This window comes from Streptomyces iakyrus, assembly GCF_000717055.1.
GTDB lineage: Bacteria > Actinomycetota > Actinomycetes > Streptomycetales > Streptomycetaceae > Streptomyces > Streptomyces iakyrus.
Genome location: NZ_JNXI01000001.1, coordinates 172,337 through 183,755, shown reverse-complemented (window position 1 = coordinate 183,755; position 11,419 = coordinate 172,337). Strand labels below are relative to the sequence as shown.

Here is an 11,419-nt window from a genome sequence, read left to right as displayed (position 1 = left end):
CTGGGGGGCGCGCCGCTGTCCATGGTCCACCTCGGGGCCGGGAAACGTCATCTCTACCGAGCGGTAACCCAGACGTGAGATCGACTCCGTGACGTATGGGGCGAATACCTTCGAGTCTCGTACCCACAGACGATTCCCAAACGCCCAAACGGGGCAGAAAGGTGTGGTGTGCGTCACCTGGGGCCATGATGGTGTGCCTGGAGTTGCGGTGACACGGCCAGGATCGTCACCGTTTCGGCGGTCTGAACGGCCGGGTACTTGCGCGATCCGTCCCGCCCGTGTGGACTACGGCCAATGCTTCGCGCACGCGCGTGGCTGAGTTATTCCCAAGACATGATCAGGAGGCAACCCGTGAGCGCGACCGCGGACCACGCGGAGGAGCGGACGAACCCTGCCGCCAGGCTGGGGTTCCAGCCCGGGCAGGTGGTCCAGGAGATCGGCTACGACGACGACGTGGACCAGGAGCTCCGCAAGGCCATCGAGGGCATCATCGAGGCCGACCTGGTGGACGAGGACTACGACGACGTGGCCGATGCCGTTGTGCTGTGGTTCCGTGACGACGACGGCGACCTGACGGACTCGCTGGTCGATGCCACCACGTACATCGAAGAGGGCGGCGCGATTCTGCTCCTGACGCCGAAGACCGGCCGTTCGGGGTACGTGGAGCCGAGCGACATCTCGGAAGCCGCCACCACGGCGGGTCTGACGGCCTCCAAGAGCGTCAGCGTCGGCAAGGACTGGAGCGGCAGCCGGCTGGCCACGCCCAAGGCCGCCAAGTCCAAGCGGTAGTCGTACGGCGGGCGGGCCGGCGTCGTCGGCCCGCCCATCGGCCTGTGCCGGTGCCTGCGTAGGGTGGTCCCACCCGAGAAGACCGAGAAGGGACACCCACGCGATGGCGATCCAGGTCGGCGACAAGGCCCCCGACTTCGAGCTCAAGGACAACCACGGCGCGACCGTGCGGCTGTCCGGCTTCCGGGGCCGCAAGAACGTGGTGCTGCTCTTCTACCCCTTCGCCTTCACCGGGGTGTGCACCGGCGAGCTGTGCGAGCTGCGCGACAACCTGCCGCAGTTCTCCGACCGCGACACCGAGCTGCTCGCCGTCTCCAACGACTCCATCCACACCCTGCGCGTCTTCGCCGAGCAGGAGGGCCTGGAGTACCCGCTGCTGTCCGATTTCTGGCCGCACGGCAACGTCTCACGGGCCTACGGCGTCTTCGACGAGGACAAGGGCTGCGCCGTGCGCGGCACCTTCGTCATCGACAAGGAGGGCGTCGTGCGGTGGACCGTCGTCAACGGCCTGCCGGACGCGCGCGACCTGAACGACTACGTGAAGGCGCTCGACTCCCTGTGACCCGGTCGGGCGGCATGCGCCCGACACCCGCTGAATTCCACGCTTCAGGGCCTGGGTGGGGCGGGAACCCGTCACTAGGATCGACTCGTTGATCCGACATCCGAGCACAACGGGGCATCCCGCCCCTGGACACCAATGGAGGACTCGTGGGAGTCAGCCTCAGCAAGGGCGGCAACGTATCGCTGACCAAGGAGGCGCCGGGCCTGACCGCGGTCATCATCGGTCTGGGGTGGGACGTCCGCACCACGACCGGCACGGACTTCGACCTGGACGCCAGCGCGCTGCTGCTGAACAACTCCGGCAAGGTCGGCAACGACCAGCACTTCATCTTCTTCAACAACCTCAAGACCCCGGACGGCTCCGTGGAGCACACCGGTGACAACCTCACCGGTGAGGGCGAGGGCGACGACGAGCAGATCAAGGTCAACCTCGCCACCGTCCCGGCCGACGTGGAAAAGATCGTCTTCCCGGTCTCGATCTACGACGCCGAGACCCGCCAGCAGTCCTTCGGCCAGGTGCGCAACGCGTTCATCCGCGTCGTGAACCAGGCGGGCGGCGCCGAGATCGCCCGGTACGACCTGAGCGAGGACGCCTCCACCGAGACCGCCATGGTCTTCGGTGAGCTCTACCGGCACGGCGCGGAGTGGAAGTTCCGCGCCATCGGCCAGGGCTACGCCTCGGGCCTGCGCGGCATCGCGCAGGACTTCGGCGTGAACGTCTGAACCAGCACCGCACGGGCCCTGGCGACAGGGCCCGGAGGTCTTCTTGTCCGGCGCCGCACGGTTTACGTGCGGCGCCGGACGTGCAGGACCACCTCAGTGACACCACCGGGCCTGTGGCCCCAAGGGGAGGGACAGCATCATGGGCGTCACGCTCGCCAAGGGGGGCAATGTCTCCCTGTCCAAGGCCGCGCCGAACCTCACTCAGGTGCTGGTCGGGCTCGGCTGGGACGCGCGCTCCACCACCGGAGCGCCCTTCGACCTCGACGCCAGCGCTCTGATGTGCAGCAGCGGGCGCGTGCTCGGGGACGAGTGGTTCGTCTTCTACAACCAGCTCAAGAGCCCGGACGGCTCGGTCGAGCACACCGGCGACAACCTCACCGGCGAGGGCGACGGCGACGATGAGTCGCTCCTGATCGACCTGCCCAAGGTGCCGCCGCACTGCGACAAGATCGTGTTCCCCGTCTCGATCCACATGGCCGACGAGCGCGGCCAGACCTTCGGCCAGGTCAGCAACGCCTTCATCCGCGTCGTCAACCAGGCCGACGGCCAGGAGCTCGCCCGCTACGACCTCAGCGAGGACGCCTCCACGGAAACCGCGATGATCTTCGGCGAGCTCTATCGCTATCAGGGCGAATGGAAGTTCAGGGCCGTGGGGCAGGGGTACGCGTCGGGGCTGCGGGGCATCGCACTGGACTTCGGGGTCAACGTCTCATAACGCGTTATGAGCAAAAACCGGGGCCCACTGGGGTGCTGAGGGGGGACGACTAGACTTCGGCTTCAAAGTTTCGTAAAGCCGGGTACGGCGCGGGGGAGCCCCGTACACACACGATTGGGTAGCCAGTGGTTCTGAAAACCTTCGGGTGGTCGTTCGCGGTCACCGCGCTCGGCCTGGTCGCAGCGGTTCTCTACGGAGGGTGGACCGCGTTCGGCGTCGTAGCGATCCTGTCCGTCCTCGAGATCTCGCTGTCCTTCGACAACGCGGTGGTCAACGCCGGAATCCTGAAGAAGATGAATGCCTTCTGGCAGAAGATCTTCCTCACCATCGGCATCTTGATCGCCGTCTTCGGCATGCGTCTGGTCTTCCCCGTCGTGATCGTCGCGCTCAGCGCCCAGCTGGGCCCGATCGAGGCCGTCGACCTCGCGCTGACGGACAAGGACCAGTACCAGCAGTACGTCACCGACGCCCACCCGTCGATCGCCGCCTTCGGTGGCATGTTCCTGCTGATGATCTTCCTGGACTTCATCTTCGAGGACCGGGACATCAAGTGGCTCGGCTGGCTGGAGCGCCCGCTGGCCAAGCTCGGCAAGGTCGACATGCTGTCGGTCTGCATCGCCCTGATCGTCCTGCTGATCTCCTCGATCACCTTCGGCGCCAACGCCCACCAGCACGGCGGCACCCACGCCGACAAGGCGGAGACCGTCCTGCTCTCCGGTATCGCCGGTCTGATCACGTACATGATCGTCGGCGGCCTCTCCGGCTACTTCGAGGACAAGCTCGAAGAGGAGGAGGAGCGCGAGCACGAGGCCGAGGAGAAGGCCGCGCGCGAGGGCAAGCCCAAGTCCGCGGTCAAGCTGGCCGGCAAGGCCGCGTTCTTCATGTTCCTCTACCTGGAGGTCCTGGACGCGTCGTTCTCCTTCGACGGCGTGATCGGCGCCTTCGCCATCACCAACGACATCGTCCTGATGGCCCTCGGCCTCGGCATCGGTGCCATGTACGTCCGGTCGCTGACCGTCTACCTGGTCCGTGAGGGCACCCTCGACGACTACGTCTACCTGGAGCACGGCGCGCACTACGCCATCGGCGCGCTCGCCATGGTTCTCCTCGTCACCATCCAGTACGAGATCAACGAGTTCATCACCGGCTCCATCGGCGTCATCCTGATCGGTGCCTCCTTCTGGTCCTCCGTCCGCCGCAACAGGCGGCTCGCGGCGGCCGAGGGGGACGCCGGCTCGGACTCGAAGACTGAGGTCTCGTCCGGGGTGTGACACCCCTCCGGGTGAGGAACGCTCTGTGCGGGGCGGCCACCGAGGACTCCTCGGTGGCCGCCCCGTCGGTCGTCATGGGCCGTGGGTACGGTGATGACCTGCGGTCTCCGAGTGAACGTGGGGGCGGAATGGGCCTGTTCGACGGACTACGGCGTGGGCGCGAGGCGCAGTTCGACTCGGGCGACGCGTCGACCAACGCGATCGAGCTGACCAAGCGGCGCGCGCAGATATCACTGACCAAACAGGGCGCGGCCACCGGTCATCTGCGCGTCAACCTCAGCTGGCGGATGCGCACCTCCGACTTCGGCGGCTCCCAGCGCGAGAGCCTGCTGCGCCATCCCTTCCGGGCCCTCAAACCCCCCGAGGTCGTCGGCCACAGCCAGAGCATGGTCAACGTCGACCTCGACCTCGGCTGCCTCTACGAACTCCAGGACGGCAGCAAGGGCGTCGTCCAGCCCCTCGGCGGCTACTTCGGGGACACCAACGCCGCGCCGTACGTCAAGCTCAGCGGCGACGACCGCTTCGGCTCCGCGTCCGGCGAGACGATGTACATCAACCTCGACCACCGCGACAGCATCAAGCGGCTGCTGGTGTTCGTCTACATCTACGACCAGACGCCCGCCTTCGACCGCGCCCACGCCATCGTCACCCTCTACCCGAGCAACGGCCCCCGCATCGAGATCCACCTCGACGAACGCCAGCCGCAGGCCCGCTCCTGCGCCGTCGTCATGATCGAGAAGGTGAAGAACGAGATCGTCGTCCGCCGCGAGGCGAAGTTCGTCTACGGCTTCCAGGCCGAGCTCGACCGGCTCTACGGGTGGGGACTGCAGTGGGGGCGGGGCTACAAGACCAAGGTCGACCGCTGACAGCGCAGCCGTGACGGGCCCCGCCCCACAGCTGCGCTCAGCGCCCGACGAACTGCGGGCCCTGCGGGGGCAGCCGGAAGTCCGGGTCGGGTACGGTGACCGGCGGCGGGTAGCCGTAGCCGGTCGGCGCCCCCGCGGCACCCGCCGCTGCCGGTGCCTGGGGGTAGCCGTACGCGGGCCGGCCGGTGGTCTGCGGGTAGCCGTAGGCCGGCTGCGTCGCCGGCGGCTGCTGCGGCGGCGGATATCCGTAGCCGGGCTGTCCGGGCACGGCGGTCGGCTGCTCCGGGGGCAGCGGCGCGGAGACCTCGGGGGACTGCGGGGAGGCGCCCGCCGTCGTCGGCTGCGCGGTCGTGTTCGTGGTGGGGGGCGCGGGGACCGTCGTGGTCGCCTCCTCGGCCGCCGCCTCCGACTCGTCCACCGAGATGCCGAAGTCGGTCGCGAGCCCCTTCAGCCCGTTCGAGTAGCCCTCGCCCAGCGCCCGGAACTTCCAGCCCTCCCCGCGCCGGTACAGCTCGCCGCAGATCAGCGCGGTCTCCTCGCCCGTCTCCGGCGTGACGTCGAAGTACGCCAGCGCCTCGGTGCCGGTGTCCGCCGCGTCGTACAGCAGGATGCGCAGCTCCCGCACGCGGTCGAACGTCACGCCGTCCGCCGATGCGACCAGCAGAATCCGGCTCACCCCGGGCTCGACACCGGTGAGATCTGTCTGGATCGTGTCGGTCAGGCCTTCGGCGACCCGCTTCTTGCCGAGCCGCCACACCTTCCCGGCCGGGTGCCGGGGCTGGTTGTAGAAGACGAAGTCCTCGTCGGAGCGCACACGACCGTCGGGGCCGAGGAGCAGCGCGGAGGCGTCGACGTCCGGAACCCCCTGCCCCGGTGTCCAGCGCAGCACGGCGCGCACCGTGGTGGCTTCCAGCGGGACGTTCGACCCCTTCAGCATGGCGTGCGTCATGCGGTCATCCTGCCCTCTCGGTCCTGCTCACGACAACGCGGGGGCCCCGGTCACGAGCGGCGCAGACGGCCGTCGCGGACTACCGTCGTGATGGCCGGGTACTGGCTGTGATTGCCCGCGTTACCTGAAATTCATGCCTCATGGGAACCTGTGACATGGACATCTACGTACTATTACCGGCCACCTTTCATCGATTCGCAGGCCGCATCATCACCACGGGGGAGTCTTATGCGTCATTTCGGGCACGTCGCCCCTGAGGTGCGGAAGCGTCTCTTCTTCCGCGAGCCGTGCGCCTTCACCCCGGACTCCCCGGCCCGGCTGCTCTCGGTCGCCCTGGGCGCCACGCTGTACAGCCCGGCCACCCGGCCGCGCCTGGCCGACGACGTCCTCAAGCAGGCGGCGCGCGGTGTGGTCTCGATGGTGCTGTGCCTGGAGGACTCGATCGACGACGCGGACGTCGGCCCCGGCGAGGAGAACCTCGTCCGCCAGCTCACCGCCCTCGCCGCCCTGCCCGACGCCGACCCGCCGCTGCTGTTCATCCGGGTCCGCGCCCCCGAGCAGATCCCCGACCTGGTACGACGCCTCGGCCCCGCTGTCCGGCTGCTGTCCGGGTTCGTCCTGCCCAAGTTCACCGAGGAACGCGGCATCCCCTTCCTGGAGGCCCTGGCCGCCGCCGAGGCCGAAAGCGGCCGTCGCCTTTTCGCCATGCCCGTCTTGGAGTCCCCGGAGCTGCTCTACCGGGAGTCGCGCGTGGAGACCCTGGAGGGCATCTCCCGGGCCATCGACAAGTACCGCGACCGCGTCCTCGCCCTGCGCCTCGGCGTGACGGACTTCTGTTCCTCCTACGGGCTGCGCAGGGGCCCCGACATGACGGCCTACGACGTGCAGATCGTCGCCTCCGTGATCGCCGACGTGGTGAACATGCTGGGCCGCGCCGACGGGACCGGCTTCACCGTCACCGGCCCGGTGTGGGAGTACTTCCGGGTCCAGGAGCGCATGTTCAAGCCGCTGCTGCGGCAGAGCCCCTTCCTGGAGGTGCAGGCCGCGGAGCTGCGCGAGAAGCTGATTGAGCACGCCATGGACGGTCTGCTGAGGGAGATCTCCCTGGACCACGCCAACGGACTGCTGGGCAAGACCTGCATCCACCCCTCGCACGTCCTGCCGGTGCACGCCCTGTCGGTCGTCAGCCACGAGGAGTTCACGGACGCCCAGGACATCCTGCGCCCCGAGCGCGGCGGCGGGGGTGTGCTGAGATCGGCGTACACGAACAAGATGAACGAGGTGAAGCCGCACCGGGCCTGGGCCGAGCGGACCCTGCTGCGGGCCGAGGTTTTCGGCGTGGCGAACCAGGACATCGGCTTCGTGGAACTGCTGGCGGCGGGACTGCCGGCCTGACCGCACAGCTTTTCGAGGATACGAAGGGTTCATGGAGAAGGCAGTGAACGAGGGGGAGCACCGCGAGGTGCGCGACGGCGCGGACGGCGTCTGGTCCGGCAGCTGGGTCGCCGAGCGGCTCGGCGTCGAACTCGCCGGTGACGGCCGGCTGGCCGGCCTGCTGGGGCTGGCGTTGCGCCGCAACCCCAAGCGGGCCCACCTGCTGGTGTCGAACGTCCTGGGCAAGCACGTGCCGCAGTCGCCGTCCGTGGTGTACGGCTACGGAGTCGAGCTCGGCCGCCGGGTGCGGGACCTGCTCGGCGACGACGAGGCCCGCAGGGCCGTCGTCCTCGGCTATGCCGAGACAGCGACCGGGCTCGGCCACTCCGTCGCCGACGGGCTGGGCCTCGCGCCCTACCTGCACTCCACGCGCCGTCCCGTCGCCGGTGTCACCCCGGCCGGCGGCTTCGAGGAGTCCCACTCCCACGCGACGTCGCACCTGCTGCTGCCGGAAGATCCCGCGCTGTTCACGGGCGACGGGCCGCTGGTCCTGGTCGACGACGAGTTCTCCACGGGGAACACGGTGCTGAACACTGTCCGTGATCTTCATGGGCGGTATCCGCGGCGGAGGTATGTCGTGGTCGCTCTGGTCGACATGCGGTCGTCGGCCGACGCGGGGCGCCTCGCGGAATTCGCCGGGGAGATCGGTGCGCGGGTGGATCTCGTGGCAGCGGCATCGGGGACTGTGCGGCTGCCGGAGGGGGTGCTGGAGAAGGGGCAGGAGCTGGTGGCGCGGTACGAGTCGGAGAGCTTGTCGGCGGGTGCGGCGCCGTCGTGGTCGCTCGCGCAGTTCCCCGCGCCCCTTGAGGGCGTCGCCTCAGGGGCGCGGGGAACTGCGCGACCAGCCCCCACCGGCCCGCAGCCGGACGACAACGGCACCGCTCCCCACACCACGCGCATCGACCTGCACTGGCCGGCCGGCCTGCCGGACGGCGCCCGGCACGGGTTCACCCCCGCGCATCGGAAGCTCCTGGAAGACGCCCTCCCCGCGATGGCCCGCCGCCTGGCGGACGCGCTGCCCGACCACGCCCGCCGCGTCCACATCCTCGGCTTCGAAGAGCTGATGTACGCCCCGCTCAGGCTCGCCCGCGAGCTGGAGCGGACCACCGGCACCGAGGTCCGCTACTCCACCACCACCCGCTCACCCGTCCTGGCCGTCGACGACCCGGGCTACGCGATACGCACCCGCCTGGCCTTCCCCGCCCACGACGACCCCGCCGACGGCCCCGGCGAGCGCTACGCCTACAACGTCGCCGGCGCCGGCTTCGACGCCGTCGTCGCGGTGGTCGACTCGGCCGGGGACACCCCCGCACTGCACGCGCCCGACGGTCTGCTGGCCCGTCTCGCCGCGCACACGCCGCGGGTCCTCCTCGCCGTCATACCGTCGTACGCCCCCGAAAGGCCCTCCATGCTGCCCGAGCCCCTGCGCGGCCCCGCCTTCTCCTCGTACGCGCCCGAGGAGGTCGGCTGGCTGCTCCAGGACCTCTCGGACGTGACGCTGGAGGCGCCGACCGAGGAGCGCGAGGAGGCTATCCAGAGCGGCGGCGCGCACTACGCGGAGTCGCTGCCCGTGGAGTACCAGCCCAGCGAGGAGTACCAGGAGCTGTTCCACGCCGCGCTGGAGGAGTCGGCGGCCCGGATCGCCCAGGCGGTCGGTGTCGTCACCGAGACGGTCCTCGCGGAGCGGTCGCCGCGTCCCGTGCTGGTCTCCCTGGCCCGTGCCGGGACGCCCGTCGGCATCCTCATGCGCCGCTGGGCCCAGCACCGGCACGGTCTGGACCTGCCGCACTACGCCGTGTCGATCGTCCGCGGCCGGGGCATCGACGCCAACGCGCTGCGCTGGCTCGCCCGGCACCACGACCCCCGGGACGTCGTCTTCGTCGACGGCTGGACCGGCAAGGGCGCCATCACCCGCGAACTCGCCCAGGCTCTGGAGGAGTTCGAGAAGTCCGACGGCATCACCGGCTTCAGCCCCGAGATCGCGGTCCTGGCCGACCCGGGCTCCTGCGTCCGCACCTACGGCACCCGCGAGGACTTCCTCATCCCCTCCGCCTGCCTCAACTCCACCGTCTCCGGCCTGATCTCGCGGACCGTGCTGCGTGCGGACCTCGTCGGCCCGCACGACTTCCACGGCGCGAAGTTCTACCGCGAACTCGCCGGCACCGACGTCTCGGTGGCCTTCCTGGACGCCGTGTCCGCCCGCTTCCCCGAGGTCACCGACGCCGCCTGCGCCCAGGCCAAGGAACTGCTCGCGAGCGACCGCTCACCCACCTGGGAGGGCTGGGCCGCCGTCGAGCGCATCAGCGAGGAGTACGCCATCCACGACGTGAACCTCGTCAAGCCCGGCGTCGGCGAGACCACCCGGGTCATGCTCCGCCGCGTGCCCTGGAAGGTCCTGGCACGCGCCGGGGCGGGCAGCGACCTGGACCACGTGCGCCTGCTGGCCGAGCAGCGCGGGGTGCCCGTCGAGGAGGTCGACGGACTGCCCTACACCTGCGTCGGCCTGATCCACCCCAAGTACACCCGGGGCGCGACCGGCGCCGACGGCAAGGCGGTGTCGGTCTGATGCCCGTCCTCGTCGCGAGCGACCTCGATCGCACCCTGATCTACTCCGCCGCCGCTCTGGCGCTCACCATGCCGGACGCGCGGGCGCCCCGGCTGCTGTGCGTCGAGGTGCACGAGAGCAAGCCGCTGTCGTACATGACGGAGACGGCGGCCGGGCTCCTCACCGACCTGGGCGACGCGGCCGTGTTCGTGCCGACGACGACCCGGACGCGCAAGCAGTACCAGCGCATCAACCTGCCGGGCCCGGAGCCCACGTACGCGATCTGCGCGAACGGCGGCCACCTCATGGTCGACGGCGTCTCCGACCCCGACTGGCACGCACAGGTCACCGCGCGGCTGGCCGACCAGTGCGCGCCGCTCGCCGAGGTACAGGAGCACCTCCTCAGGGCCGCCGACCCGGTCTGGGTGCGCAAGCACCGCGTCGCCGACGACCTGTTCGCCTACCTCGTCGTCGAGCGCGAGCTGCTCGACGAGGACTGGGTGAAGGAACTCGCGGTGTGGGCGGAGAACCGCGGCTGGACCGTGTCCCTCCAGGGCCGCAAGATCTATGCCGTCCCCAAGCCGCTCACCAAGAGCGCGGCGATGCGGGAGGTCGCCCGGCGGACCGGGGCCGAGCTCACGCTCGCCGCGGGTGACTCGCTGCTCGACACCGACCTGCTCCTCGCGGCGGACCGGGGCTGGCGGCCCGGTCACGGGGAGCTGGCCGACACGGGCTTCGCGGCTCCCTCGATCAGGGTGCTTCCCGACCGGGGTGTCCTCGCCGGGGAGCGGATCCTGCGGGAGTTTCTGGGGGCAGTACGGGGCGCTGGCGCTGGGCCTGAGCCGGGCGCCTGAGGACTCGGGTGTCCTGGTCGTCGTGCGGGTGCGGCGCCGTCGTGGCCGTTCGCGCAGTTCCCCGCGCCCCTTCAGGGCGTCGTAGCAGCCGTATGACGACGAACGCCGCCACCGCCAGCACCGCCACGGCCAGGACCACCTTCGAGTAGGTCGAGACGATGTCCGACACCTGGTGCCAGTTCGCGCCGAGGAAGTAGCCCGCGAGGACGAACACCGTGTTCCAGATGGCGCTGCCCAGGGTGGTCAGCCCCAGGAACACCGGCAGGCGCATGCGCTCCACGCCCGCCGGCACGGAGATGAGGCTGCGGAAGATCGGGATCATCCGGCCGAAGAACACGGCCTTGGTGCCGTGCTTCAGGAACCACGCCTCGGTCTTCTCGATGTCCGAGACCTTCACCAGCGGCAGCCGGCCCGCGATCGCCACCGTCCGGTCACGGCCGAGCAGCGCGCCGACCCCGTAGAGCGCGAGCGCGCCGATCACCGAGCCGGCCGTCGTCCACAGCAGGACGGCCAGCAGGCTCATCCGGCCGCTGCTCGCGGCGAACCCGGCCAGCGGCAGGATGACCTCGCTGGGCAGCGGCGGGAACAGGTTCTCCAGGGCGATGGCGAGACCGGCACCCGGCGCGCCCAGCGCGTCCATCAGGTCGTTGACCCACTGCGGTCCGGCGTCCGCTGCGATGGCTGTCATGCCGCCACGGTAGGGAACCGAAGC

At 69.9% G+C, this 11,419-nt stretch carries 11 protein-coding genes; 9 read left to right on the top strand and 2 right to left on the bottom strand.

The annotated features are described in order from the left end of the window. The first annotated feature begins 351 nt into the window (after positions 1 to 351). The 6 genes from OO68_RS00815 to OO68_RS00790 all read left to right on the top strand — a co-directional run bounded on the left by OO68_RS00815 (position 352) and on the right by OO68_RS00790 (position 4,925). Entirely contained in the window at positions 352 to 789 is a 438-nt protein-coding gene (locus OO68_RS00815) for a DUF3052 domain-containing protein (protein WP_031104104.1), read from the top strand. A gap of 103 nt (positions 790 to 892) precedes the next feature. Next, a complete protein-coding gene (locus OO68_RS00810; RefSeq protein ID WP_033306117.1) occupies positions 893 to 1,351 on the top strand; it encodes a peroxiredoxin in 459 nt (152 codons plus the stop codon). Between the two features lie 146 nt (positions 1,352 to 1,497). Beyond that, positions 1,498 to 2,073, top strand: coding sequence for a TerD family protein (locus OO68_RS00805; protein ID WP_031131329.1), 576 nt, complete (start codon positions 1,498 to 1,500; stop codon positions 2,071 to 2,073). 139 nt (positions 2,074 to 2,212) lie between these two features. Beyond that, positions 2,213 to 2,788 carry a TerD family protein gene (locus tag OO68_RS00800; RefSeq protein ID WP_033306116.1) on the top strand — a complete coding sequence of 192 codons (576 nt, stop codon included), beginning with the start codon at positions 2,213 to 2,215 and terminating at the stop codon, positions 2,786 to 2,788. 125 nt (positions 2,789 to 2,913) lie between these two features. Further along, complete coding sequence (locus OO68_RS00795; protein ID WP_033306115.1) at positions 2,914 to 4,059, top strand: DUF475 domain-containing protein; 1,146 nt, start codon at positions 2,914 to 2,916, stop codon at positions 4,057 to 4,059. Positions 4,060 to 4,187: 128 nt separating this feature from the next. Beyond that, complete coding sequence (locus OO68_RS00790) at positions 4,188 to 4,925, top strand: TerD family protein (protein ID WP_033306114.1); 738 nt, start codon at positions 4,188 to 4,190, stop codon at positions 4,923 to 4,925. Between the two features lie 37 nt (positions 4,926 to 4,962). Here the strand turns inward: OO68_RS00790 and OO68_RS00785 are convergent, their stop codons facing one another. Next, the gene (locus OO68_RS00785; RefSeq protein WP_033306113.1) at positions 4,963 to 5,874 is read right to left on the bottom strand and encodes a TerD family protein; all 912 of its coding nucleotides are present in this window, start codon (positions 5,872 to 5,874) and stop codon (positions 4,963 to 4,965) included. 228 nt (positions 5,875 to 6,102) lie between these two features. Between OO68_RS00785 and OO68_RS00780 the strand changes: the two genes are divergently transcribed. Genes OO68_RS00780 through OO68_RS00770 form a run of 3 tightly spaced genes read left to right on the top strand, consistent with a single transcriptional unit; the run spans position 6,103 to position 10,707 of the window. Then, entirely contained in the window at positions 6,103 to 7,269 is a 1,167-nt protein-coding gene (locus OO68_RS00780; RefSeq protein WP_033306112.1) for an HpcH/HpaI aldolase/citrate lyase family protein, read from the top strand. A gap of 31 nt (positions 7,270 to 7,300) precedes the next feature. Beyond that, on the top strand, positions 7,301 to 9,874 hold the full coding sequence (locus OO68_RS00775) for a phosphoribosyltransferase (RefSeq protein ID WP_051814225.1): 2,574 nt from the start codon (positions 7,301 to 7,303) through the stop codon (positions 9,872 to 9,874). After that, on the top strand, positions 9,874 to 10,707 hold the full coding sequence (locus OO68_RS00770) for an HAD family hydrolase (RefSeq protein ID WP_033306111.1): 834 nt from the start codon (positions 9,874 to 9,876) through the stop codon (positions 10,705 to 10,707). Before OO68_RS00775 ends, OO68_RS00770 begins: the two co-directional genes overlap by 1 nt. On the opposite strand, the gene OO68_RS00765 is transcribed toward OO68_RS00770, so the two are convergent. Further along, on the bottom strand, positions 10,604 to 11,395 hold the full coding sequence (locus OO68_RS00765) for a DedA family protein (RefSeq protein WP_033306110.1): 792 nt from the start codon (positions 11,393 to 11,395) through the stop codon (positions 10,604 to 10,606). The genes OO68_RS00770 and OO68_RS00765 overlap by 104 nt on opposite strands. Between the last annotated feature and the right edge of the window lie 24 nt (positions 11,396 to 11,419).

Coding starts and splice junctions, on each gene's coding strand:
- OO68_RS00810 (WP_033306117.1), top strand. CDS start 893: ATGGCGATCCAGGTCGGCGACAAGGCCCCCGACTTCGAGCTCAAGGAC.
- OO68_RS00800 (WP_033306116.1), top strand. CDS start 2,213: ATGGGCGTCACGCTCGCCAAGGGGGGCAATGTCTCCCTGTCCAAGGCC.
- OO68_RS00790 (WP_033306114.1), top strand. CDS start 4,188: ATGGGCCTGTTCGACGGACTACGGCGTGGGCGCGAGGCGCAGTTCGAC.
- OO68_RS00785 (WP_033306113.1), bottom strand. CDS start 5,874: ATGACGCACGCCATGCTGAAGGGGTCGAACGTCCCGCTGGAAGCCACC.
- OO68_RS00780 (WP_033306112.1), top strand. CDS start 6,103: ATGCGTCATTTCGGGCACGTCGCCCCTGAGGTGCGGAAGCGTCTCTTC.
- OO68_RS00775 (WP_051814225.1), top strand. CDS start 7,301: ATGGAGAAGGCAGTGAACGAGGGGGAGCACCGCGAGGTGCGCGACGGC.
- OO68_RS00770 (WP_033306111.1), top strand. CDS start 9,874: ATGCCCGTCCTCGTCGCGAGCGACCTCGATCGCACCCTGATCTACTCC.
- OO68_RS00765 (WP_033306110.1), bottom strand. CDS start 11,395: ATGACAGCCATCGCAGCGGACGCCGGACCGCAGTGGGTCAACGACCTG.